Annotated in this window: 23 protein-coding genes and 1 pseudogene; 18 read left to right on the top strand and 6 right to left on the bottom strand. The window is 41.6% G+C overall.

The window, feature by feature from the left end; all coding sequences use genetic code 11:
- Positions 1 to 4 precede the first annotated feature (4 nt).
- Together M3152_RS07855 and M3152_RS07850 are read left to right on the top strand one after the other, a co-directional pair.
- Positions 5 to 361 carry a thioredoxin family protein gene (locus M3152_RS07855; RefSeq protein WP_410055843.1) on the top strand — a complete coding sequence of 119 codons (357 nt, stop codon included), beginning with the start codon at positions 5 to 7 and terminating at the stop codon, positions 359 to 361.
- A 22-nt stretch (positions 362 to 383) separates the two neighbouring features.
- Positions 384 to 884 (top strand): CcdC family protein, encoded by a 501-nt coding sequence (locus M3152_RS07850; protein ID WP_251695283.1) that lies wholly within the window; start codon positions 384 to 386, stop codon positions 882 to 884.
- Between the two features lie 46 nt (positions 885 to 930).
- On the opposite strand, the gene M3152_RS07845 is transcribed toward M3152_RS07850, so the two are convergent.
- Positions 931 to 1,341, bottom strand: a complete 411-nt coding sequence (locus M3152_RS07845; protein ID WP_251695282.1) for a DUF2621 domain-containing protein — start codon at positions 1,339 to 1,341, stop codon at positions 931 to 933.
- A 283-nt stretch (positions 1,342 to 1,624) separates the two neighbouring features.
- Here M3152_RS07845 and M3152_RS07840 point away from each other — a divergent pair, with 283 nt between their 5' ends.
- Together M3152_RS07840 and M3152_RS07835 are read left to right on the top strand one after the other, a co-directional pair.
- The gene (locus tag M3152_RS07840) at positions 1,625 to 2,224 is read left to right on the top strand and encodes an SCO family protein (protein WP_251694600.1); all 600 of its coding nucleotides are present in this window, start codon (positions 1,625 to 1,627) and stop codon (positions 2,222 to 2,224) included.
- 27 nt (positions 2,225 to 2,251) lie between these two features.
- Entirely contained in the window at positions 2,252 to 2,911 is a 660-nt protein-coding gene (locus tag M3152_RS07835; RefSeq protein ID WP_251694599.1) for a lytic transglycosylase domain-containing protein, read from the top strand.
- Between the two features lie 47 nt (positions 2,912 to 2,958).
- On the opposite strand, the gene M3152_RS07830 is transcribed toward M3152_RS07835, so the two are convergent.
- Entirely contained in the window at positions 2,959 to 3,213 is a 255-nt protein-coding gene (locus tag M3152_RS07830; RefSeq protein ID WP_251624282.1) for a GlsB/YeaQ/YmgE family stress response membrane protein, read from the bottom strand.
- 110 nt (positions 3,214 to 3,323) lie between these two features.
- Complete coding sequence (locus tag M3152_RS07825; RefSeq protein WP_251694598.1) at positions 3,324 to 3,869, bottom strand: cysteine hydrolase family protein; 546 nt, start codon at positions 3,867 to 3,869, stop codon at positions 3,324 to 3,326.
- Between the two features lie 282 nt (positions 3,870 to 4,151).
- On the opposite strand from M3152_RS07825, the gene acnA reads away from it, so the two are divergent.
- The 3 genes from acnA to thrS all read left to right on the top strand — a co-directional run bounded on the left by acnA (position 4,152) and on the right by thrS (position 11,061).
- Complete coding sequence (gene acnA / locus M3152_RS07820) at positions 4,152 to 6,866, top strand: aconitate hydratase AcnA (RefSeq protein WP_251694597.1); 2,715 nt, start codon at positions 4,152 to 4,154, stop codon at positions 6,864 to 6,866.
- 187 nt (positions 6,867 to 7,053) lie between these two features.
- On the top strand, positions 7,054 to 9,279 hold the full coding sequence (locus M3152_RS07815) for an S-layer homology domain-containing protein (RefSeq protein ID WP_251695281.1): 2,226 nt from the start codon (positions 7,054 to 7,056) through the stop codon (positions 9,277 to 9,279).
- 579 nt (positions 9,280 to 9,858) lie between these two features.
- Entirely contained in the window at positions 9,859 to 11,061 is a 1,203-nt protein-coding gene (gene thrS, locus M3152_RS07810; protein WP_251694596.1) for a threonine--tRNA ligase, read from the top strand.
- Positions 11,062 to 11,089: 28 nt separating this feature from the next.
- On the opposite strand, the gene M3152_RS07805 is transcribed toward thrS, so the two are convergent.
- Positions 11,090 to 11,743 (bottom strand): hypothetical protein, encoded by a 654-nt coding sequence (locus M3152_RS07805; protein ID WP_251694595.1) that lies wholly within the window; start codon positions 11,741 to 11,743, stop codon positions 11,090 to 11,092.
- Positions 11,744 to 12,025: 282 nt separating this feature from the next.
- On the opposite strand from M3152_RS07805, the pseudogene M3152_RS07800 reads away from it, so the two are divergent.
- From M3152_RS07800 to M3152_RS07760, 9 genes and pseudogenes are all read left to right on the top strand, one after another.
- Positions 12,026 to 12,896: pseudogene (locus M3152_RS07800) on the top strand (alpha/beta fold hydrolase).
- An 82-nt stretch (positions 12,897 to 12,978) separates the two neighbouring features.
- Positions 12,979 to 13,401 (top strand): FosM family fosfomycin resistance protein, encoded by a 423-nt coding sequence (fosM, locus tag M3152_RS07795; RefSeq protein WP_251694594.1) that lies wholly within the window; start codon positions 12,979 to 12,981, stop codon positions 13,399 to 13,401.
- 95 nt (positions 13,402 to 13,496) lie between these two features.
- Positions 13,497 to 14,039 carry a DUF2441 domain-containing protein gene (locus tag M3152_RS07790; protein WP_285846989.1) on the top strand — a complete coding sequence of 181 codons (543 nt, stop codon included), beginning with the start codon at positions 13,497 to 13,499 and terminating at the stop codon, positions 14,037 to 14,039.
- 46 nt (positions 14,040 to 14,085) lie between these two features.
- Positions 14,086 to 15,225, top strand: a complete 1,140-nt coding sequence (locus M3152_RS07785; protein ID WP_251695279.1) for a DUF4362 domain-containing protein — start codon at positions 14,086 to 14,088, stop codon at positions 15,223 to 15,225.
- A 163-nt stretch (positions 15,226 to 15,388) separates the two neighbouring features.
- Positions 15,389 to 15,814, top strand: coding sequence for an acyl-CoA thioesterase (locus M3152_RS07780; RefSeq protein WP_251694593.1), 426 nt, complete (start codon positions 15,389 to 15,391; stop codon positions 15,812 to 15,814).
- Positions 15,814 to 16,131, top strand: a complete 318-nt coding sequence (locus M3152_RS07775) for a hypothetical protein (RefSeq protein WP_251694592.1) — start codon at positions 15,814 to 15,816, stop codon at positions 16,129 to 16,131. Before M3152_RS07780 ends, M3152_RS07775 begins: the two co-directional genes overlap by 1 nt.
- A gap of 66 nt (positions 16,132 to 16,197) precedes the next feature.
- On the top strand, positions 16,198 to 17,418 hold the full coding sequence (locus M3152_RS07770; RefSeq protein ID WP_251694591.1) for an ATP-grasp domain-containing protein: 1,221 nt from the start codon (positions 16,198 to 16,200) through the stop codon (positions 17,416 to 17,418).
- Between the two features lie 33 nt (positions 17,419 to 17,451).
- Positions 17,452 to 17,862, top strand: a complete 411-nt coding sequence (locus M3152_RS07765; protein WP_251694590.1) for a CotY/CotZ family spore coat protein — start codon at positions 17,452 to 17,454, stop codon at positions 17,860 to 17,862.
- A 104-nt stretch (positions 17,863 to 17,966) separates the two neighbouring features.
- Positions 17,967 to 20,132, top strand: coding sequence for a YheC/YheD family protein (locus M3152_RS07760; protein ID WP_251694589.1), 2,166 nt, complete (start codon positions 17,967 to 17,969; stop codon positions 20,130 to 20,132).
- A gap of 38 nt (positions 20,133 to 20,170) precedes the next feature.
- On the opposite strand, the gene M3152_RS07755 is transcribed toward M3152_RS07760, so the two are convergent.
- A complete protein-coding gene (locus M3152_RS07755; RefSeq protein ID WP_251694588.1) occupies positions 20,171 to 21,388 on the bottom strand; it encodes an ATP-grasp domain-containing protein in 1,218 nt (405 codons plus the stop codon).
- 127 nt (positions 21,389 to 21,515) lie between these two features.
- The gene (locus M3152_RS07750) at positions 21,516 to 22,424 is read right to left on the bottom strand and encodes a C40 family peptidase (RefSeq protein WP_251694587.1); all 909 of its coding nucleotides are present in this window, start codon (positions 22,422 to 22,424) and stop codon (positions 21,516 to 21,518) included.
- A 177-nt stretch (positions 22,425 to 22,601) separates the two neighbouring features.
- Between M3152_RS07750 and M3152_RS07745 the strand changes: the two genes are divergently transcribed.
- Entirely contained in the window at positions 22,602 to 23,981 is a 1,380-nt protein-coding gene (locus M3152_RS07745; protein ID WP_251694586.1) for a Mur ligase family protein, read from the top strand.
- 159 nt (positions 23,982 to 24,140) lie between these two features.
- Complete coding sequence (locus M3152_RS07740) at positions 24,141 to 24,584, top strand: hypothetical protein (protein ID WP_251694585.1); 444 nt, start codon at positions 24,141 to 24,143, stop codon at positions 24,582 to 24,584.
- The last annotated feature ends 53 nt before the right edge of the window (positions 24,585 to 24,637 follow it).

Genomic DNA, 24,637 nt, shown 5'->3' with positions numbered 1-24,637 from the left:
GTAATTGATTTTTGAAGTGGAGGAACTGCCGATGAACGAGATCGGATCTTTTGAACAATGGCTGGACATCACGGTAAGTGAGCCGCGGCTATTATTGTTTGTCAAAACGGATCATTGCTCCGTCTGTGAAGGACTATATCCGCAAGTGGCCGAACTGGAAGAGGAATATCCATTCCCTTTTTATAGAGTGAATGCTGCACAAGTTCCTGAAATGGCAGGCCAGCTCGCCTTATTCACCGCCCCGGTTGTCCTTCTGTTCCATCGGGGCAAGGAAACAGCCAGGTTTGCCAGATTCGTACAGATGGAACAGTTGAAGTACCGTTTGGACGAGTTGGTGGAGTGGGGGGAGGACCATGCTTGAGCTTGAGAGAATCGTTGATTTCATTTTCAATGAAATACCATCCGTCTACTTGATTGTCGGGTCAACGCTATTGTTTCTCTTTATGGGAACTATGGCGTTCATCGTCCGGACAAAGGCGGCGAAAAGACCGATTTCACCGAAACGGATCATCTTGCCGCCACTGTTCATGTCGACAGGGGCTCTTATGTTTTTATTTGAAGAATTCAGGGTGCCTTTGACACAAGTTCTGGAATCGGTCTTTGTTGGAATGCTATTTTCGATTGTGTTGATTAAGACGACAAATTTTGAGGAAAAGGATGAAAAGCTTTACGTCAAAAAATCCAGAGCGTTCCTGTTCATCCTATTCGGGCTTTTAATTGTACGTTTTGTCGCGAAATTGATTTTAAGCAGCACCATCGACGTCGGGGAGCTTGGCGGCATGTTCTGGATATTGGCATTCGGCATGATTGTTCCTTGGCGCATCGGGATGCTAGTGAAATATTACAAACTAAAAAACACCATTGAAAAAACCTCCCAAGTGTAAGGGAGGTTTTTTGTATCGCGTCTAGACTCCGGTGACTCTGCTTTTGTTAATCAAATAAATGCTCGTATGGAGTGATATCGATTTCCATCGAATCCAATTTCCTGCGTAAAAATTTATGATCGCGTTTTGGAGTGGCGAGAATGTAGCCGCGGATAATATGATCGAAGCTTACCGCCTTTGCACGGTCTTCCAACGCAATTTGGCCGATTTTAGAGCCGATTTTCTGTTTAGCGACGTCACGGAATAATTCTGGAACGGGGCTTACGAGTTCATTCAATAAATCTTTCGCTTCCTCATTCCAGAGATGAAGGGATTCATTCACATAATGCTCTTCCCAATCAAGCGTCGATTTACCATCCGCCTTCGGAAACACTTTCAGGAATTTGCGGAACATGAAAAAGCCACCGATTCCAAAAAGTCCAATCAGGACGACACACCAAAAAATGATGAACCACATAAAAAAATCTTGCAACTGTCTTCACCTCTTCCATTCTATTCTCCATTATAAGAGCTTTTTCAAAAAAATACACGGACAAAGTATCCTTTCCTCCATTTCGGGTCGCATTGGAGGCCTTTTTAAATTCAATCCAGCGAAAGGCACCCTGCGCTTGTTTCATTAAATGTGAAATGAACTTCACGGAAACGTCAAAGATTGGACAAGAACGATGATCCCATGCGGTTGTTTGATAAGTATGCATCCACTATGATAAAGTAAGTACTGAAAGTGGAGGAGTCTGTATATGCGCAAAAAAATATTTTTATTGTCCATTACGATGCTTATGCTAGTAATGATTGCATGTTCAATGGGTGGATTCAAGGCGGATCATAAATATAAGATTGAACCGTTTGAATTTACGAACCAACATCATGAGCAAGTATCTCTTGACGATTTGAAGGGGACTGTCTGGATTGCCCAATTCGTCTTCACAAACTGTGAAACTGTCTGTCTGCCAATGATGGCGAATATGACAGATTTGCAGAAGATGCTGCATGACGAAGGCGTCGAAGATTATAAAATCGTATCTTTCAGCATAGACCCTAAAAATGATACACCTGAAGCTTTGCAGGAATACGTAGATGCATTCGAACCTGTCGATCAAAGCAAATGGGAAATGTTGACTGGATATAGCCAGGAAACGATTGAAAACTTGGCAATTGGATCTTTCAAGACGTTCGTCAGTAAAGCTCCAGGGGAAGACCAAGTTGTCCATGGAACGGCATTCAGCTTAGTCAATAAAGACGGAGTGTCTGTAAAGACTTACAGTGGTGCGGAAGAAGTTCCTTACGAGGAAATTGTGAATGACATGAAAGCGCTCATTAAAGAAAAGTCTAAATCGTAACGAGAATGAAATGAAAAGGGTGGTACAGTGAAGAAGAAGAAAAAGGGGTTATCCATTAAAACGAAAATTTTTATGATCGTTTTACTTATCCCTGTTGCTGTAACCACCTTCACCATATCGGCTATTATTTGGACAGGTATCCAAAATCCCGAACTCATAAAAAAATCTGCAAGCACGTTGCTGGAATTCCAAGATCGGCATACCGCATTGGTCATACCGGAAGAGTATATTCCGGTCTATCAAGCGGCTGCAACGGAGTACGGCATTCCTTGGACGCTTCTCGCTGCCCATCATCGGATTGAAACACGCTTTTCAACGATGGATCCTTTATTATCTCCAGCCGGAGCTGAAGGTCATATGCAGTTCATGCCTTGCACATTCGTAGGGTGGGGATATCCAGGATGCGGAGGCCTTGGAAAAGGGAATATACCCGATAAGGACAAGACCGATCCTGCTGTCATTAAAAAGTATGGCGGGTACGGAGTTGATGCTAACGGGGATGGAAGTGCAGATCCTTTTGATATCGAAGATGCGATATTCAGCGCCGCACATTATTTGTCCAAAAGCGGGGCAGCCGATGGGGAGATTGAAAAGGCGGTATTCCATTACAACCATAGTGATAAATATGTAGAAGACGTCTTATGGTTCTTCAATGAATTTGAAACCCAGAGATTGGAAAGTAAATGAAAAAGCGTCAAGAGAAAAATCTCTTGACGCTCTTTTCATTTTTTCATTCAAGTAGCTCTGCGCATCGATTTCATGATCAAGCTCACAATAAACACGAGGATGATCGCACCGAGCAATGCAGGTAGGATATAGAAGTCCGAAACTTTAGGACCCCATGATCCAAGCAACATACCGCCAATCCAAGCGCCGATGATACCAGCAATGATATTACCGATGACTCCACCTGGAATGTCTTTTCCTAAAATAAGTCCTGCGAGCCAACCGATAATTCCACCAATAATTAGAAACCAAATAAAGCTCATTTAATCCATCTCCTTTTTAGTAATTCATAATTGCTTATGTAGTATTTGGATATCCGTTTTTCCCATACATTAAACATCTACATAAGAGAATCACTAAAAAAACATTGAGATTAGCGGATTACTTTGGCCCCGAGTGTCTTTTCAAAATGTCGTAGTGCCCATTCATGGCCAGCAGGATCAAAGCTCGCAACCCCTCTTTCATGGATAACGATATCAAAACCCCGATTATAGGCATCGACCGACGTATGAAGAATGCATATGTCCGTGCAAACACCGACAAGATGCAATTCTGTTATTCCGCGTGCTCGAAGCTGCAATTCGAGATCGGTTCCTGCAAAAGCGCTAAAACGCGTTTTATCCATCCAGATAATCTGTTCTTGATTCTCTTCATATAAAGCGTGAAGTGCACCGTATGGATTCCGTCCCGCTGTTCCTTTAATATTGTGCGGAGGGAACATTCTTGATTCGGGATGATACGGGTCATTTTCTTCGTGAAGATCGACGGGCATGATGACAAGATTCCCCTCGACCAAAAACTCCTTTGTCAGGTCAACAATGTACGTTTCCAAGTCAATGCCTGGCTGACCGCATGACAGTGCTCCGTCCTCTGCAACGAAATCATAAGTATAATCGATTACTAACAATGCTTTTTTCAACAATCCCACTCCCTTTTACATATCTTCCTATCTATCATGCCACATATATAATAAAAACTCAGTAGATTTCTATTACACAGATTCAAAACTTTGCGCGAACGAGTTTTTCAGAATATACTTGACAGTGAGCAGATTCTTTATGCCTTCATACATACGGTCATCAGGTTTTCTTATGAAAGACTATAATTTTTAAGTATTTTACTTATGAACTTAGCTGTACTATGATGGAGTAGAGAAACGCTTACACAAAACCTTTTCAATAGATAAAGGAGGAATTCACAAATGGCAAAAAGTAATTTGCACAACAGCCGCAAATCTTTCGAGTTGAACGGTAAAACATATAACTATTACCATATTAAAGCACTTGAAGATGCCGGCGTTGCGAATATTTCCAGACTACCTTATTCAGTAAAAGTGCTACTTGAGTCCGTCCTGCGCCAACATGACGGGTATGTGATCAAAGACGAACACGTTGAAAACTTGGCAAAATGGGGCAAGGATGCAGACAAGGACGCAGAAGTTCCTTTCAAACCTTCCCGCGTAATCCTACAAGACTTCACTGGAGTTCCAGTTGTCGTTGACCTAGCATCTCTGCGTTCAGCTATGGCTGAAATGGGCGGAGATCCAAACAAAATCAATCCTGAAATTCCGGTTGACCTTGTTATCGACCACTCGGTACAAGTTGACCGCTACGGCACATCAGATGCACTTCGCCTTAATATGGAACTTGAGTTCGAGCGTAACGCTGAACGTTATCAATTCTTGAGCTGGGCACAAAAAGCATACGATAACTATCGTGCAGTGCCTCCTGCAACAGGTATCGTTCACCAAGTGAACCTAGAGTACCTTGCTGCGGTTGTCCATGAAGTGGAAAACGAAGATGGCACATTTGAAACGTATCCGGACACACTTGTCGGAACAGACTCCCACACAACAATGATCAACGGTATCGGAGTTCTCGGATGGGGTGTTGGTGGAATTGAAGCTGAAGCAGGAATGCTTGGACAGCCTTCATACTTCCCAATCCCTGAAGTTATCGGTGTCAAATTGGTTGGCGAACTTCCGAACGGCACAACTGCGACTGACCTTGCGCTTAAAGTGACTCAAACACTACGTGCACATGGCGTTGTTGGTAAATTCGTCGAGTTCTTCGGACCAGGCGTATCCAAATTGCCACTTGCAGACCGTGCGACAATTGCTAACATGGCTCCTGAATACGGCGCAACTTGCGGTTTCTTCCCAGTTGACGAAGAATCTCTTGATTACATGCGTTTGACAGGCCGTGATGAAGAGCATATTCAAGTCGTACAAAAATATCTTGAAGAGAACGACATGTTCTTCACTCCTGATAAAGAAGAGCCGACATATACGGAAGTAATTGAAATTGATCTTACGAAAATCGAAGCGAACCTTGCTGGACCAAAACGTCCACAAGACTTGATTCCGCTTTCCGGATTACAACGTTCGTTCAAAGATTCTGTTGTTGCTCCTGAAGGGAACCAAGGCTTCGGTCTTACTCCGAAGGAATTCGAAAAGAAAGCTACAGTCGAGTTCGCAGACGGCCGTACTGTCGGCATGACAACAGGAGACCTTGCAATTGCAGCGATCACTTCTTGTACGAACACTTCCAATCCATACGTAATGTTAGGTGCTGGACTTGTTGCGAAGAAGGCTGTCGAAAAAGGACTTACACCTCCTGCATACGTGAAAACATCACTTGCGCCAGGTTCAAAAGTCGTTACAGGCTACCTCGAAGAATCCGGTCTTTCCAATTACTTGGATCAAATCGGATTCAACACAGTCGGTTACGGGTGTACGACTTGTATCGGAAACTCCGGTCCACTTCTTCCGGAAATCGAGAAAACGATTACGGAAAACGACCTGTTAGTTTCATCTGTTCTATCCGGTAACCGTAACTTTGAAGGACGTATCCACCCACTCGTAAAAGCGAACTACTTGGCTTCACCGCCACTTGTTGTCGCTTATGCACTTGCTGGTACTGTCGATATCGATTTTGAAAAAGATCCGATCGGTAAAGCAAAAGACGGCACAGATGTTTACTTCAAAGATATCTGGCCAACAACGGAAGAAGTGAAGGAAGTCGTTAAAGCGACAGTAACACCTGAATTGTTCCGTAAAGAATATGCTCGTGTATTCACTGAAAACGAAGCTTGGAATGCTATCGAAACAACTGACGATTCCTTGTACGATTTTGATGAAAACTCAACATATATCCAAAACCCGCCGTTCTTCGAAGGACTTTCAAAAGAGCCTGCTGATATCGAAGCTCTTTCTGGACTTCGTGTCATCGGTAAATTCGGTGATTCAATCACAACGGACCATATTTCTCCTGCAGGTGCAATCGGTAAAGATACACCAGCTGGAAAATACTTGCGCGAACATGGAGTAGAACCACGTTACTTCAACTCATACGGTTCCCGACGTGGTAACCATGAGGTTATGATGCGCGGTACATTCGCGAATATCCGTATCCGTAACCAAATTGCAAAAGGCACGGAAGGCGGCTACACAACGTATTGGCCGACAAAAGAAATCTGCCCGATCTATGACGCAGCTATGCGTTATCAGGAGGACGGAACAGGCCTTGTCATTCTCGCTGGGAAAGACTACGGAATGGGCTCTTCACGTGACTGGGCTGCAAAAGGTACTTCACTACTAGGTATCAAAACAGTCATCGCGGAAAGTTACGAGCGTATCCACCGTTCGAACCTAGTCATGATGGGTGTACTTCCTCTTCAATTCATGAAAGGGGAAAGCGCTGAAACACTTGGTCTTACTGGCGAAGAAGAAATCAGCGTGAACATCGCGGAAGGTGTAAAACCTCGCGATATCCTGAAAGTGACAGCAACTGCAAAGGACGGCTCCGTCAAAGAATTCGACGTATTAGCACGTTTCGACTCTGACGTAGAAGTAGACTACTACCGTCACGGTGGAATCCTTCAAATGGTTCTTCGTGATAAAATGAAGAATAACTAATAAGCTTAACAAAGGCGTCCGAATAAATCGGGCGCCTTTTCTTTATGAGTTTTTACTGATCAAAAGATATTGCTTATATAGAACTTGCTGAATTCACTACGTTCTTTTCTCTAACCCTCAATCATACAATCTAAAGATTGCTTTCTAACACAAAAAGAATTGTACTAAGGAGGATTTTTTAGTGAAAATGAAAAAACTAAGTATGATTGTAACCTCTTCCGTTTTGTCTCTAGGAATGTTTTCTTCAATTGCCGATGCTTCAACTACTTTGAAGGGACAACCAGAAGTACGTATCCAAGTTGCTGCCACAAATACTGTTATCTCGAAAGAGGAATTGATTAAGAAATTCCGGAAGGTGTTCCCTAATCAGTTTGGTTACTTAACAAATGCCGATTTTCAAGTGAACAGTTCGCATATTTATCCTGAGGATGAAACTGTGCGGCATGATCTTTATTTCACTAAAATGATTGATGGGAAGAGAGTGTATGGGAATATAGGTTTTGTCGGGAAGGATTTGGATCTTGAATACTTTTCCTATCAGCCTCCTAACGTGAAGGATGCTTTGTTCCCAGCAAAAGTTTCAAAAGAGGAAGCAAGGAAAATCGCAGAAGATTTTATGAAGAAGTTTCTTGATGGAAAAGACTATCAATTAGAAGCAGATACATTCAATTATTATCCGCAACAAATCTTAACAGAACCGATACGCTATTCCTTTACATTTGCACGCACAAAAAATCAGGTATCCATTGCTGACCAAAGAATGGAGGTTTCTGTATTAGGAAATGGTGAAATCGTAAATTTTTACAAAATGTTTCCTGGTGAAAGTGCGACATCATCAACTTTTGATGATGTCACAAAAACTAAAGATAAAAATGAGATGCTGAAAAAAGTGAAGGAAAATCTTTATGTGGAATTGAATTATCAAATAAACTACGATTACCAAACGAGCGACCGCACTGTAGAGCTCGTCTACCGTCCAACGGCAAAAATACAGGGTGTTGAAGCGGCAACAGGGAAGTGGATGACTGCAAACGGTTATGCATCGAACTTGCCAGGGAAGACGAAAATTGAAAAGATTACAGAAAAGCCGCTTCCTGCAAAACAGGATGGAATTACGGTAGAAGACGCGAAAAAGATTGCCGAAAGGTTTCTTGCCATTGATTCTGATAAAGTAAAGTTAAGGATTGAATCAATTCAAGAAATGGAGAATTATAATGGAGTGCCAGTCATTTACGTCCAATATATGTACCAATATGCAAATGGTGGATCTGGATCAAGTTTAGAAATTAATAAAAACACAGGTGAAATTATTCACTACTACAATATGAAAGACCATCTTCTGATGGAAATCGGGGAGAATTCAAAAAAAGAAAATAAACTTAGCCAACAAAAGGCGCTTAGCCAGGCTGTGAAATCTCTTAAAGAATGGGTTCCTTCCTATCTGCATAACTATGCAATGCCTATTGAAGAACCTTATGTCGACGATAGGTTGGGTTCGTATAACTTCACTTTCCCGAGAATCATGAATGGAATTGTCGTCAGTGGTGATCAGATCAGTGTAGGGATAGCGGCTGACGGTTCCTTAAACAGCCTTAACGTCAATTATCAAGAAATCGAAAATTGGCCATCAAGTAAAGACGTAATTTCCGAAAAAAAGGCAAAAACAATTTTTGAAGAGGCGCTTAGCCTAAAGCTTACGTATATGAAACATGCTAAAAATGTGAAGGAAAACCATTATGACCTCGTCTATTTACCTGTATTCAACGACGACTCCTTTAGTTATGTGAACGCCAATACAGGAAAATGGAATAACTTGCTGAACGGTAAAGATTCAATAACCGTAACACATCCATGGGCGGAAGAAGAGCTCAATTATCTCATTAACGCCAAAGTGTTGGACGTTAAAGATGCGAAAAGCTTTAATGGGGACGCTGCCATTTCAAAAGGGGAAGCATTAAAAGTGCTCATGAACTCACTCACTTATTTCTATTATGGCGGCTATTACTACGGGCAGGAAGAAATGAACCAAACGTTTGACAATATAGACCCTAAACATCCGTTATATAAAGAGATTGAACGTGCAGTCGAAGCGGGTATCATTAAAGTGGATGGTAAGAACTTCGCTGTCGATGCACCAGTCACAAGAGAAGAACTTTCAGTTTGGATGATTCGAGTATTAGGACTTGAGCAGGCTGCAAAAGATAACAGCATCTATAAGCTTGGCTTTGCGGATGCCGATAAAGTGCAATCCGCAAATACGGGTTATGTAGCCATTGCAAACTCGTTGGGCTTAGTAAAAGCAGAGAAAAACCAGTTCAACCCTGACCGTGAAGTGTCCTATGCCGAGTTGGCAGTAGCAACGATTCGCTTGGCCCATGCAATTGCTGAAAATGGAAGAGGTCTGCGTTATTGATCATTCCTTATTGACATAGATGAAATGGTTGCATATTATACAATAAAATTAATTATCAATAAACAAGCGTTGAGAAGGACATGAATCATTTCGGAAGCATTTCCAGAGAACAGGACCATGGCTGGAAGTCCTGTAGCGGATAAGATGATTTACCACCTTCGAGCTATCATAGAGGACTGCGCCAAGCGGAAAACTATGATCGGGAAACCGTTATCGATTAAGCGCACATGTTTTAAATATGGCGAAATCAGGGTGGCACCACGACCGCATTCGTCCCTTTACTGGGGATGAATGCGGTCGTTTTATTTTCATACTAAGCGTTGAGAAGGACATGAATCATTTAGGAAGCTTTACCAGAGAACAGGACCATGGCTGGAAGTCCTGTAGCGAATAGATGATTTACCACCTTTAAGCTATCGTAGGGGACTGCGTTTTGCAGAAATCTATGATCGGGAGACCGTTATCAATTGAGCGCCGTGTTTTTTAAACATGTCGGAATCAGGGTGGTACCACGACCGCATTCGTCCCTTTACTAGGGAGGAATGCGGTCATTTTATATATAAAATAGGAGGAATTACAATGTCAGTACAAATGGAAATTGAAAAGAGGAATCATCGGAAATTAGGCCAGGAGCTTGAATTGTTCATGTCGTCAGATGAAGCCCCAGGTATGCCGTTTTATTTGCCGAAAGGGATGATTGTACGAAATGAGTTGGAGCAACTTTGGAAACGGAAGCATCAGGAGGCGGGATATGAGGAGATCAAAACTCCAATCATGATGAAGCAAGAACTTTGGGAGCAATCCGGTCATTGGGATCACTATCATGAAAATATGTATTTTTCCGATCTGGATGAACATCATTATGCGTTGAAACCGATGAATTGTCCGGGTGCGATGCTTATCTTTAATCATAAACGAAGAAGTTATCGGGAATTGCCGATCCGTTATGCGGAATTAGGCTTGGTACATCGTCATGAATTATCTGGATCATTGAATGGACTTTTGCGCGTCCGTGCATTTACACAAGACGATGCACATCTATTCGTTCGTAATGCTCAAATTGAATACGAAGTCGATCGTGTATTGGATTTGATCGACGACATCTATTCGGAGTTCGGTTTCAGTTATGAAGTCGAATTATCGACAAGGCCCGAGAATTATATGGGGTCCGTCGACTTGTGGAACGAGGCGGAGCAATCGCTGGAAGAAGTGTTGAAACAGCGGGGGATGGCCTATCGCATTAACGAAGGGGATGGAGCGTTCTACGGACCAAAAATTGATTTTCACATTTTTGACTCGTTAGGACGGAGTTGGCAATGCGGCACAGTTCAATTGGATTTCCAAATGCCCGAGAAGTTCAATTGTCGGTATATTAATGAGCAGAATGAACTCGAACTGCCGATTATAATCCATCGGGCGATTTTCGGTTCAGTCGAGAGATTCCTAGCTATTCTCGTTGAACATTATGCTGGAGAATTTCCGTTATGGCTTTCACCGGAACAAGTGAGAATCATTCCGATAGCCGATAAGCATGTTTCCTATGCAAATGAAGTTAAAATACAGCTTGCTGCAAAAGGGTGCCGTGTGAAAGTGGATCGCCGCACTGAAAAAATGGGATTGAAAATCAGGGAGTCGGAGAAGCAGAAGATTCCCTACATGATGATCGTTGGTGATCAGGAAGTTGAAAAGCAAATGGTATCCGTTCGCAAGCGAAATGAAGGGGACCTTGGTCAAATGAAAATCGAGGATTTTCAAACAGATTGTTTAAATAATAGCCAGTGAGAATGGGTGCTCCTTCTGGCATCCTTCTCTATACATTTGAATCCTGAATGAATTCAATTTTCTTTGCTTCATACAGATCATTTTTATATTCATACGTAATATGGAAGCTTCCTATATATCCGCCCACTGGGGAGACCTGGGCACCGATAATAGCCATTAATTTATTCTCAATGACTTCAAAGCGCAATAAATTAGCTGTAGTGATGTCAGAAAAAAATTTTCTTGGTTCAATACCTAACTTGTCAATTTCAATTTCTGTCTTATGATGCCCAATCGTAATCAGAGCGTGCGACTTAGTTAATTCTGTCTTTACGTTTTTTAAAAGGATGGCCATGGGGTTATCAACGAGGATTTCTCGGTAAACATTGCCGAAATTAGTTTCAGTTTTATGGAGAACATGGACTTCTTGATTGACAACCCCAGTCCCATATCCCCTTGTCAGAATGACAATTAGTTCATTTTCACCGTCTTGATTAATGTCTTTATAAATAAGTTGGGGCCAATATGCTTCATTAGAAACATTAATCCAAAATGGGAAATGTTGAGTAACTCCGTTTACTTCCAATCGAAATTTCTGTAGATATCCTTCACTTTCATTTGCAAATAAAGCGATCTTCGCTTCTGGTAATTTCCCAACAACTTTTTCATTAGATTGATTTTGCCTAGAGATTTCATTAGCCAATTCACTTTTGTGAGCATCCGTTCCATATGGAAATGTAATTAATATAAGTAGACATAATATCGAGATCCTTCGCATTATTGACAATAGCCTCCTAAAACAATTTGAAATAAAGTATGTGCAGTATGTCATCTTATATTGCTTCAACGTTAAGTTTCTTTAATAATCTCGTCTTTACTAAAGAAGGGCTAAGCAAACCGCTTAGTCTATTCTTTATTTCATTTCAATAATAATAGAGATATAATTAACTATAGTTAGAAAATATAGAAATATAGGGGCGTTGATATGTGGGTACAACGTTTTGTTGATACTGAGAGAGGGACTTTCGAGGTTTTTTGAAAAAGGAGAAGGAGAGCCGATAGCCGTTACTCATCTATACAGTGAATACACTGAAAGAGGAAATGCGTTCGCAAATCCGTTTACGGAGCATTATCATGTCTACCTCATCAATTTACGCGGAGCAGGGAAATCGGAAGGCGCGCAATCAGAAGAGCAATATAGCATGAAAGAATCCGTTTTGGATTTAGAAGCAGTCCGGGAAGCAATTCAACTAACGAAATGAGGATTTGCAGGACATTCGACAGGAGGCATGTTAGCTCTTGTGTATGCTGTAATGAGGGAAGAATCTTTAACGAAGATTGTCGCTAGGGGCGCTGCTGCAAGCATTGAGTACAGTGCTGATCCAGGAAGTATGTATTGTCAAGAAAACCCGAACTTTGAACGGATTGTGGAAATAATGAATTGAATTGATACTCCGGATGTGTCTTTGGAGGAAAGACGGGCTCTAGGCCGTGAATGGAATTTGATGTCTTTTCATTCTGAGAAGAAAATGGAGTTGGCTCTTCAGAAACCGAATAGCGGCAAGACGGTCGGGGATCGATTGACGTATTTCAGAAAAGTGGACTGCAAGACATATGACGTCAGAGATAATTTGAAGAAAATTGACTTGCCGTCTTATATATATGCAGGTAAACATGATGCACAATGTCCGCATAAATTCGGTGTTCAAATTGCGGAATACCTTCCGAACGCCAGATTCACTTTCTTTCTATATAGCAACCATTATCCGTTTTTTGAAGAAGAGGCGGAATTTGCTGAGTTCGTTAGAAGTACTTTGAACACAATTGGAGAAGTTATATCACCCGGCCAGCCATAATGAAAAGTGTCATGCATAATATGTGGTTATATTTAATTAAGCAAACGAGCGTTGTAGAAACAATTATTCCGGGGTGAAAATGATGTTTATAGAAGGATTAAATCATTTATTATTTTCAGTTTCCGATTTGGAAGAGTCGATAAAATTCTACCAAGATGTTTTTGGGGCTGATTTGTTGGTTAAAGGGAGGAGCGCTGCTTATTTTGATTTGAACGGTATTTGGTTAGCTCTTAATTTGGAAAAAGATATTCCCCGTAAGGAAATTAGCCAATCATACACTCACGTTGCTTTTTCAGTAGAAGAGGCAGACTTTGAAAATATATATAACCAGTTAGAAAGATTAGGCGTAAATATTTTAAGCGGTCGTCTAAGAGATAAAAGGGATATGAAGTCGATTTATTTTACTGATCCAGATGGACATAAGTTTGAATTTTATACTGGTACTTTACAAGACAGATTAAACTATTATAAAAAAGATAAACCACATATGGAATTTTACGATTGAACTTTTATATGGCTTAATTGCAACTGTAGTGAAATGGGAGGCGAATAATTATAGATAATCAGCTGTTTGCATACCATATCGTCACGAATAAGAAAATGGAACTCGGACAGATTATCAACTTTGGCGACAATCAACAGAACACATTATATCGCTTCTTTTTAGAGAAAGAACAATTGAATTCTAAGGGAGAGGACTCTTTACGTATTTTACAAGATCATCATACGAGCGATGGCTTACATTTGAATAAGGAAGATGCTGAAGTGGTTAGCAGGTATATGGACCAAACCATCAGGGCTATAAGAGAAGTCATAACAGAAATGGTGAGAGTAAAAGAGTACCCTAATTATCCTTCTAGGTTATCTTGCTTATATGCGGCAAAGACATATGAAGACGCATTGAAATGGAAGGAATTGTTTGACTCCTATAATCGAAAGGTATTACAGATTGTGAAATTACGAGTGAAAGGAAGTCATTTCGAAGGAGATGCTGCACTACTCCCAAAAGAAGATGGCGTAACTTTCGCGACAAAAATTGAACAAGCAAAAGAGTACTGGAAGGGCAACTCGAAAAGCGAGCTGACTGAGCTATTGATTAATGGGGAAATTGAGATAGTAGAAATCATTGACGATTTTTCATAAGTTAAACTTGGGATCTAGAAATGATTAGATTGGACGTGAAAAGTTGATGAAGAAATTGTACTGCTCATTTTTGTTATTAACATTTCTTTTCATCTTAACCGCCTGCAATGCAAGTGATGAAGGAAAAAATCCAATTGATAAGGAAGGGTCCCACGCAACAAGTAATGATAACGTAAAACCGTCTGTGAAAGGTGTAAAAAATGTAGATGTTCTCAATACCCACGGAAGCATTGAAGGGGTGGAAAGAATGAAGAACTTCTACGATAATTTGCAAAATGGTATTTCATCTGATTTACGAATTGTCCATTACACAATTGAAGGGGATCCTATCGTTACAGACCTGAATTACAAAGAAGATACTATAAAAGTGACCTATGATTCAACGCGTGACAAATTTGGAAGTGGTAAAATAACGACCGTTATATGCAACAATTTGTTGGAGGAAGTCAATCCCACGAATACTTCCTATATCGCCACAGGATGCTCAGATGGATTTTTCGGAATGGATGAGATTTTGGAAATAGAATACAATTTGGCACGACAAGATCTATTCGAGTTGGAATTGAAATACGGAGAAAAGCTGGAAAATGAAGTGAATACGAAAACAGAAGAAGTTACAAAAGTTATTAACTCAAAAGAAACAAGAACAACTAGTGATTTTCAACTATCTACGCAAGTGAAACAAGAGGTCTTTAAAAGGCTAGTAATGGCAAATTATTTAGGAGACCTCGATTTAAAGACTACATGTCAGTCAGAAGAGTCCAGAGACTATTATTTAAAAGTATATATTAACGGCGGGGATCGTGAATATCATTGGTCTAGCTGCGATCAAGGTTCGGACGGTGTAAAATTTACCGAGATCGCTGAATATATTATTATGCAATCTGAAATGGAGCAAACTGAAAATCCCGAAACCGTAATTCAAGGGTATATACTTCAAGTGAAAGATGACACTCTGTTAGTCGGAGTAGATTTAAACATCTTTGATTATGAATTGCTCAAAGATGAAATACAAAATACTGGACTTGACGCATACGTATTTGACTTTATCAGCTTGGAAGGTGTTAACACCGAGGAGTTCAAGATTGGCGATAAGATTGAAGCGGTTATTAAAGGAAGCATAACAGGTTCAAACCCTAAAAGAGCCCAAGTGAAGGATATAAAGAAACTGTATTTATTGAACTAAGACTAAGAAGATTAATAGTAGTTTGTAAGCTCCGTTGATTGAAGACATGCCCGCGGAAAGCGTCCGCCTGAAGCGGAAATCAATATTATACCTATTCATTACAAGTTACACAAACAGCAATATCTTCATCTCTTTTGTATAATGGACAACAGAGGTGATGATAGTGTTTGTCAGTGAAAAAGAAGTGGAAATTAGGTATGCGGAGACGGACCAGATGGGAGTAGTCTATCATGCCAATTACTTAGTCTGGATGGAAATTGGCCGAACGAGCCTTATTCAAGACTTAGGCTTTACATACGCGGGTCTCGAGGCGGAAGGCTATCTGTCCCCTGTTATCGACTTATCAATTCAATACAAGGCAGCCATGAGATACGGACAGACCGCAACCGTCCGGACTTGGGTCGAGTCCCATGGGAAACTTCGCACAGTGTACGGCTACGAAATTCTACATGAAGATGGAACGGTCGCAGCAACCGCCACTTCTGAACATATCTTAGTCAAAAGTGAAAATTTTCGTCCAGTTTCGTTACGGAAAATTGATCCGGATTGGGACGCCAAGTATACCGAAATCTGCAGGGTGGCCGACTGATGGCGTTCGGTATTAATCGGGCAGAATTAAAAGCGTGGAAAGAAGCAGTCCGTGCCGGGGAAATTGCATTTCTCACCCATTACTGGCTCGATGATCGTTTCCCAGGCTGTAAAACGGTAACGAAGGCGGGCTGTGCAGATCTTGATAAATTAATCGGATGGGGAAAAAGATACGGGTTGAAACCTGAATGGGTCGACCACCATGAAGATTATCCGCATTTCGACCTGTTCGGTAAAACAGAGTTGCGAGCATTGCTGGACGCCGGACTAGTGGAACAAGTAAATCGATTTAACTTACTAAGTAAGCATGAGGGATAGTCCTTCATGCTTATTTAAATTGCCTAAGGCAGCAATATTCATTGGCATACAATTGAAAGAAGAGGATTGTCTTCGTGGAAGGATGGAGAAATGGGGGCAATTGTGTTTATCGGCTCATCAATGTCTGGATCAAGCATGGACGCATTGGCGGCTGCTGGCCGGTTAGGCTACACTGCCATTTTGCTGACGGATCGAAAAGCATTTCTGCGAAGGAAGCTTGTAGATGTTCAACTCGTTTTGTTGAAGGCAATGGAAGAGGGAATTATACGGAAGCAACTTGTTCAACTACTCCAATCAGGTCAACATATTACAGCAATCATCAGTTTTGTCGATCCATATGTCTCGATGGCTGCAAATCTATCCAATGAATTTTGTGGATCCGCCATTTCCTCTGAAGCTTTGCGATTGATGGAGGATAAAATGGCGACCCGTCTTGCATTAGAAAACAATAAGGCGTCTTGCGGTTTTGAAATAATTCCTTTAGGGGAATCGAAACAATCAACTAGTAACTATCCTGTTATGGTGAAAAACCCGGTTTCCCACGGGTCTAAAGATGTCTATTACATTGAAGATGAAGAACAATTCGAGATTGCTGTAAAGCGGCTTGCAAAACGGTTGGTCGGAAAGCAAGTTCTCATAGAAGAATTCATAGAAGGTCCCCAATATGTCATTGAAGTTGTTGTCGTAGAGACAATCCCAATCATCGTGGCAGTCATCCAACAGGAAATCACTTTCGATTACTCCTTCATTGTTACCGCATACGGTGTAGTTACGAAAATGGACGAAGCAGATTACAGAAGTTTATGGAAGACGGTCACTACAATCGTTAACGAAATAGGACTTCATCACGGTGCTTGCCATTTTGAAATGCGTCTCACTTCTGCTGGGTGGAAATTGATAGAGCTGAATCCTCGGATTTCCGGAGGAGCCATGAACCGCATGATCGAAGAGGCGTACGGGATCAATCTTGTTAAAGAGACGATCAAGCTCTACCTCGGTGAAGAACCTGACTTGATCAGAAAAAGACAGCAGTCTGTCCATACCTCATATATAACGATTAATATTCCCGGTTATTTACTGGACATAGACGGGCTTGAACAGGCTGTATTGTGCACAGGAGTTGTTGACGTACAAGTAAAGCCGTCCATCGGTGCAATGATCATGCCGCCACTATCTATGGGTCATCGGAACGGATATGTGATGGCGATCGGTGAGGCAATGGAAGTGGCTAAGGAACGGGCAGAAAATGCTGCCAGATTGATAAAATTCTACATCGACCCGTTTTAAATTGAAGAACATATAAAAAGGGAGGGGAAAGAGTTGAAGAAGTGCATTCTATGTGAAGAGATGAGGGAATTATGGAAGGAGCAGCAATTACTCGCAGAGTTTGGAAAGGGAATGCGTTTCATTCATCTGCCAGACACTAAGGACACCATTCCCTTCATGCTGCAATCTACAATCCATTCTGACCCTTTCACCGCAATAGTAGATGGAAATGCCACTCCTTATTTTAGAGTGGAGAGAATCAATGAGTACAGCTGCATTGCGAAGTTATCTTTGCTTCAACCGGTAGATTTAAAAGGTCTGCCGGCAATAACACACCAGGACCTTTATACGTTGATAAAGACATCCCATTGCATCATCGTAAAACTTTGCATCTTCTCAGCAATTACCCCGCTTCCCCACGAACTTGTCGACCGTCCATTGCCAGTCATCGTGTCAAAAACATAGAATTGGAAAACTAAATACCCCGCGTGTAAACTCTTGTCCTTATCATTTCAGATGCGCATGAATGTACTAGAGAGAACCGTCAAAAAGAGTAAAGGAGAATGTTCATGACGATTATAGGCATGTTGCATCATCGGAAAGATCCGGATACTGTCATGAAAGCTTATGCATTTGCGGCTGTCGCGGAAGCGGAAGGGGCGAAGTTTTTCTATTTCTCGCCTGGAGAAGTGAATTTTTTGAATCGTACTATCAAGGGACAAGTGTACGAAAAAGGGGAATGGAAGACAAAAATCATGCCCTTTCCAAATGTCATCTATAATGCAGGGAGTCCGGAGAAGTTATCGAAGTCAAAAGAGACAATCGAGAAGTTGAAAAGAGAGATTCCTTTTACGACATACTCAATCGGCAATAAGTGGAGTGTGAATCGTCGATTGAAAGAAGCAAAAGATTTTGCGAACTATTTAATACCTACTGAAGTTGTCAAGAGTGCGGATCATTTTTTCAAATTCCTTACTGCTTTTGAGAAAGTGGTCTTCAAACCGATTGATGGCCGAAAAGGAAAAGGGATTTTTTTTATTGTGCAAGAAGGCGACCGATTCACTGTGAAAGGTGAAGGGACGAATAAGATCTATGGGCAATCCCAGTTAAATGGCTTTATCAAACAAAAATTATCGAAAGAGACATTCATCGTCCAACCGTACATTCAATCAGTGACGAAGACAGGGCAAGTTTTCGATTTCAGGCTGCACGTCCAAAAAAACGGGGATGGCGAGTGGGTTATTACGACAATTTACCCTCGAATTGCACCGCAGGGATCCATCATTGCAAATATCAATAGTGGCGGCTATACGAATTATTTGGACCCATTTTTGGAACATGAATTCAAGGAAGAAGCATTCAATATCCGAAAGAAGCTGGAGTTCTTTTCATTATCACTCGCCAAGCATTTAGATGAGCTGCAAATGGAAAAGTTCGGAGAAGTTATTGATGAAATCGGAGTAGACGTCGGAATGGATGATCAATTGAAATTATGGATCTATGAAGTAAACTGGCGCCCAGGCTGTCCCCCGGCGTTTTATCTCGAATTGGATGTCGTTAAAAACACAATCAAGTACGCCATGTATGTAGCGAAAAATCAAAAGGCTATTCAAATGAAAATCAAGGAAAAAAAGCGCAATAAATCGGATGGAAAGCAAGCAACGCCGATTATCGCCATTACAGGAAGTGCCGGCAAAACAACGACGAAAGCTTTTCTCTCTTCCATCCTATCTAAGAAGTGGAATGTCTTCGAATCGAAGGACTACTGGAATACGACGGAACATACGAAAAAGCATGCAGCTGAAATCAATTCATCCCATCAGGCTGTTGTCCTTGAATATGGCATGGCCTATCCAGGCGTAATCACAGAGCATTGCCAGATCATCCAGCCGAATATGTCCATTGTTACAAATGTCGGGTTGGCACATGTCGGGAATTTCAACGGTGATCCGAGGGGTGTAGCGAAAGCTAAATCGGAATTGATTCATGGGATGGATCAATTTGGAGTATTATGTCTTAATCGGGATAATGACAATTCGCGATTTTTGGAGACGAGAGATTTCAAAGGGAAAAAGATAACAATAGGTATTCAGAAACCTGCTGATTATCGAGCTTATGATGTTCAATATGCGGATCAGGGCATGAGCTTTAAACTGAAGCTGCAAAATGAAGAAATCGAACTGTTCATCCCGATTTTCGGGGAGCATCATGTGTATAATGCATTGTCGGCAATTGCAATCGCGGATCAGCTAGGATTCTCACCGATGGAAATCAAGACGGGTCTTCTCTTCAAGAAACCACCGCGGCGTTTGACGATCTACAATTGCAAAGATAATATCACAATGATTGACGATACCGTACACTCCCACCCGGAAGGTGTGCGTGCAGCGATTGATGTTCTCGTAAATCTGGCAAAGCATCGGAAAATTGCTATCATCGGGCAAATGAGGGAACTTGGTGATCTTCGCGAGAAGGAATACCGAAAAGTAGGGGACTACATCCAGCAGCAAGGGATTGATTTATTAATTACCTATGGGTTCCGGACTGAGGAAATCGGCGCACAAGCGAAAAAAAGAGGCATGTCTGCCAACAGAATCCATCATTTCACAGATCGGGAGAAATTACATGCATTGCTGTCAAAACTGATACGTAAAGACGATACAATCCTTATTAAGGGAGCTAGTAAAACAAATATGTTTGAAACCGTCAAATATATCGACCAAAACTATAGTTGAATAAAAATGAGGACTCCATTATTCGGGAGTCCTCATTTTTATTGTTTAAGGTGAAATTGTATTTCTTCAGCGGCCTTTTTCGCCAATGACTTTGCCATTTCCAACGTTGTTCCTTGGGCGATGACATATGCATACCGATGACCCATCGACAGTGGCGGTGTCAGGAGCGTCCCTTTTCGAGGCTTCACATACACTTCGACGACCCCTGGCGAATTTCTAGCTCTCTTTTTGCCTGTCACTCTTTCCAAAATCCCTTTTTGCTCGATGATGACATATTGGGTGAAGACGAAATGCCGCTGCTTCTTAACTAAAAGCGGTTTTTCACCTAAGTATAATTTTACTGTTTCCTCTGCCAAATCAAAACCAAAAGCGGCTTTCAACATACTATTCATTGCTCCACCAGAAATTCGAGGATTGATTTCAATCAGCCGCCAACCGTTTTTCGTCAGACGCATTTCGATATGCAGCGCTCCGTTTCGGATGTCGAGTTTTTCAACGATGGATTCTAGCACTTCCATGATGCTGTCATTCAGCTGTTTTGGCACAGTTGCAAGCACGCCATACCCGGTGATGATGAAGCGTTTGCCATAAGTGATTTCCTGTTGGATGACACCGGCGATTTGAATTTTCCTGTTATGGACAATCGCCTCTATCAAGTATTGGTCCCCCTCGATGTATTCCTCGATAATGATCGATTCTTCGGGATCTTTCTCATTCAGTTTCCTTACATGTCGCATCAGTTGCTCAAAGTTGGAAGCCTGCAGAACATCCTTCGAACCTGTAGAGGATGCTGACTTTATAATTAGGGGGAAATTAGGCAATGCCTCAAGTGTCATCAATCCCAACTTCGCTTTAGGGGATATAGTCAAAAACTTGGGTGAGTACGGAAGTCCCTTTAGGGAAGCCCTTGTCCCTGCTTTGTTCTCCATAATATCGACAGCTTTAAAGGAGGTGCCGTTCGGACAGAATTCCTCACACAGTTTTAAGGCACGGGCGACATTCGAGTCGACAAAACTGATAATTGTCATAATTATGTTTCCTTTGGATAGCAGAGAATGGATTTCTTTCCGCATTGAATCGTAATTAGTCGTGTCAACGAATATCATTTCGTGGACATCTACATATTCCTTCCGTTGCTTGATCTGTTTTTCATTGCTAGTAAATAATACGGTGAAGTAACCGAGCCGTTCGGCAGCTCTGATTGCATCCCTACTTGAACCTGATTTATTTGTTCCGATAAAGATGATTGTTTTCAATAAGTCCAACTCCTTCATTTAGACACTCTATATAGGTTATGAAGGATTCGTTTATCGACATGGTTATACATCATATAGTTCAGTAACTATCGCGATTTGGTGTACTCAGGTTTTTCATACAGGCTCTTTAATACGAAGGGTATTCGATAGGATAGTGGGGAGTGTCATCAGTGAAGACCCTTCTTGCCGTAATATAATGATCGCTATAGTAACCTGCGAGCAGAACCCTTGTAATGACGCCTCCCGAATAAGGGATGATGAGACGATGATTTCCAGCATAAATGGCAACAAGGCTAGAATTCGATGATCCTTTCTTGCTATTGAAGAAAACAAGATCCCCTTTCTTCAGGCTGAAACAGGAGACGGGCGTACCCTTGCTTTGAAGGTCTTTTAAGCTGGATGCATTCAATGTGATCCCATTGGTTCTATATACATAGTTGACAAAACCGGTGCTCGTAAACTTCTTAGTACTTTCATTGTTTACAGGTCCAATCGTCGCCTGGTCTTTCAAATAGTAAGCAAAATCGACAATATTGTCTCCTTTCGTAGGCGGATTGGGTGACATCAAACTTGGGAGCACACGGCGTGCACCTATATATTTTTCCGTATAATACGATTTACTGTTCAATTCGGAAATGACGATATCCAGTTTTGGGTTAGCCATATGGATGATCTTGTTATCACCAATATACATAGCGACATGATCCGGGTCTTTCGCTGTCGTTTTACTTCTGAAGAAGAGAAGATCGCCTTTTTGCCATTTTCCTCTAGCAACTCGAGCTCCTTGCTGTATCATGAAGTCTTCATTGTACGTCGCAAGGTCGGCTCCATTTATCCCGAAAATGTACATCAGGAAAGTTGCGCAAGAAAATTTATACGGGTATGTAGGCTTGTACACTGCCGTACTATATTTCGATTTTCCAATCAAGCTTTTTGCCGTTTGGATCAATTGCTCCGCTTTTGCTTCAATAGCCTGTTGCGGTACCTGCCTATGCGAATCCGAATCATTTGTTCCGGTAAATATGATCTTTTTCAACAAATTCAACTCCTTTGTGTAAAATCCCTCTTAATATGTTATGAAGTAATCGTTAATCGACATGATTATTCATCCTATATGCCAGTAACTATTACCGATTTGATGTACACAGGTTTTTCGTACAGGCTCTTTTAAAGTGGGAAGCATACGATAGGAAAGGGGAAGGGAGTGAACCAAATGAAACCTCTAACGACAGGATATATCCGGAAAATCATATCTGGAAAATTGATCCAAGGAAATGACGATCTGATTATACATCACGGTGCTTATCGACTTAAACAAGTAAGGCATCATCATACGATATTATTTTTGAATCGGAAGATGATCAGATGGGAGATCTTGAAGCCCTTTTTCCCGCTTGCGATCGTGACGGACCGGGAAATGGGAGTAAGGGCAGAAACAGAGGATTTGACAATTATAAAAGTTGAAAATCTACAGGAATCGTACTGGAAATTCGTCAACAACTATCGGGCTTCCATTGATATCCCTGTAATCGCAGTGACAGGTACGTCCGGTAAAACGACGACTAAGGAGATGATTCGTCATCTGCTTTCATTCAGTAGGAAAGTCGCGCACACAAACAGTACAAATAATTCAAGAACCGCACATTTGACTTACCTGCTGGGGATGGATGATACGACAGAGGCAGCTGTATTCGAAACAGCGGTCGGTGCGCCCGGCGATATTTCGAATGCCGCTGCCTATTTGAAACCGACGATTGGCATCATTACGAACATAGGGGAACATCACCTCAATTACTGCAAGACATTGGAAGGCTATATCTCTGCGAAAGGGGAAATGTGCAGCGCTCTTCAACCAAACGGTGTTTTAATCATTAATGCAGATGATCGGAACACGAAAAAACTGGATTTAAAAAGTTTTACTGGAACAATTGTAACAGTCGGCATCCATTCGAAAAGTGATTTCAAAGCAAGTGATGTCTGCTTTTCTCCTGAAGGTATGTATATGACTGTCGAATATCAGAAAAAGAGATACAGAATGCTTGTTCCTGGTCACGGAGAACACCAAATATACAATGCGCTCGCGGCCATTGCAGCAGCTCATCGGATTGGCATGGGACTTGCTGATATTGCTGTTCAATTCAGGTCTTTCCCAACGCTCAATAAGCAACTGCAGCTAGTGAAGGGGTTGAACGGAGCAACAATCATTGATGACACATGGAGCATTACGACGACTTCATTGGAAGCGGCATTGCGGGTGTTGGAGAATATCGGATCTGCCAAAAAGAAAATAGCAGTTGTCGGCACGATAACCGACCTTGGATCTTGGGGTTATGTCATTCATGAACGGGCGGGAGAAATCATTGCGGAAAGTAAAATCGATGTACTATTCACTGTCGGAAAACATGCAAAAATAATGGCAGATACTGTTTCTAAAAAAGGTTCTTCAATGGAAGTTCACTCATTCAATAATCATATTCTTGCCTATGAATTGCTGAAAAAGATTGCAACAGAAGATTCTATCATGCTTATCAAAGGTGACATGTTTAGTGAAGCAATTAAAAAGCTCTCAAACCTATTGAGAGGGAGAGGCTGATTGACAGGTAGGATAAACGACAGGCATTTGAATGAGTTTCATGTGTGAAACACCCATATGGTAATATTTTTACTACCCGAATTGGGACAAACACCAAGTTGTCTACTTGCATTTATCAATATAGTAGAAGTAGTTCAAATAGAAAGGGGGGATATCATTATGGGTATGGAATGTCCTTGTGGCGTGTTGGTCAATGCCGTTTCAAGAAGGAACAATGTCCGCTTCAATGGACAGATGGGGACAGTCAGAGGTGACTTGACGTACATGGCAAATGTATGTGTCACAACATTGGCTGCTTCATCATTGTCTTTGGAATTTGTAGACACAGAGACAATGGGTGGTGTGAACAGCTTCATGTTTGTTGCAAATTCTTTCACTTCTGTCGTTTGTAGAAGAGAGGGTCAAAACTGTGAAGTGACCGTTACCGGCACCGGACTCGTGGATGACGATCAGTTTCCATTTGTAGCCGTCTTCAGAGACCAGGTTGCCCCGGCGAACGTAGATATTGTACAAAGCTTTGTCATAACCGGTTTCTTCAATCAAAATGGTGCAGCACCGGTTGCGCAAGGTTCTATCATAGCACTCGGTTGCGATGATGATTAACGGTTCGTGAACTCCCGATATCGGGTCGGGGGTTCTAGATTTATTGGATAAAA

Source organism: Sporosarcina luteola (genome assembly GCF_023715245.1).
Taxonomy (GTDB): Bacteria; Bacillota; Bacilli; order Bacillales_A; family Planococcaceae; genus Sporosarcina; species Sporosarcina luteola_C.
Note: the sequence above shows the minus strand (reverse complement) of the source record. Positions and strands in the feature narration are given on the sequence as shown.

Bases quoted from the DNA above. Each gene is read 5' to 3' on its own strand.
- acnA (WP_251694597.1), top strand. From the start codon at position 4,152: ATGGCAAAAAGTAATTTGCACAACAGCCGCAAATCTTTCGAGTTGAAC.
- M3152_RS07785 (WP_251695279.1), top strand. From the start codon at position 14,086: ATGAAGAAATTGTACTGCTCATTTTTGTTATTAACATTTCTTTTCATC.
- thrS (WP_251694596.1), top strand. From the start codon at position 9,859: ATGTCAGTACAAATGGAAATTGAAAAGAGGAATCATCGGAAATTAGGC.
- M3152_RS07840 (WP_251694600.1), top strand. From the start codon at position 1,625: ATGCGCAAAAAAATATTTTTATTGTCCATTACGATGCTTATGCTAGTA.
- M3152_RS07745 (WP_251694586.1), top strand. From the start codon at position 22,602: ATGAAACCTCTAACGACAGGATATATCCGGAAAATCATATCTGGAAAA.
- fosM (WP_251694594.1), top strand. From the start codon at position 12,979: ATGTTTATAGAAGGATTAAATCATTTATTATTTTCAGTTTCCGATTTG.
- M3152_RS07830 (WP_251624282.1), bottom strand. From the start codon at position 3,213: ATGAGCTTTATTTGGTTTCTAATTATTGGTGGAATTATCGGTTGGCTC.
- M3152_RS07760 (WP_251694589.1), top strand. From the start codon at position 17,967: ATGACGATTATAGGCATGTTGCATCATCGGAAAGATCCGGATACTGTC.
- M3152_RS07790 (WP_285846989.1), top strand. From the start codon at position 13,497: ATGGAACTCGGACAGATTATCAACTTTGGCGACAATCAACAGAACACA.
- M3152_RS07775 (WP_251694592.1), top strand. From the start codon at position 15,814: ATGGCGTTCGGTATTAATCGGGCAGAATTAAAAGCGTGGAAAGAAGCA.
- M3152_RS07845 (WP_251695282.1), bottom strand. From the start codon at position 1,341: ATGTGGTTCATCATTTTTTGGTGTGTCGTCCTGATTGGACTTTTTGGA.
- M3152_RS07740 (WP_251694585.1), top strand. From the start codon at position 24,141: ATGGGTATGGAATGTCCTTGTGGCGTGTTGGTCAATGCCGTTTCAAGA.
- M3152_RS07815 (WP_251695281.1), top strand. From the start codon at position 7,054: ATGAAAAAACTAAGTATGATTGTAACCTCTTCCGTTTTGTCTCTAGGA.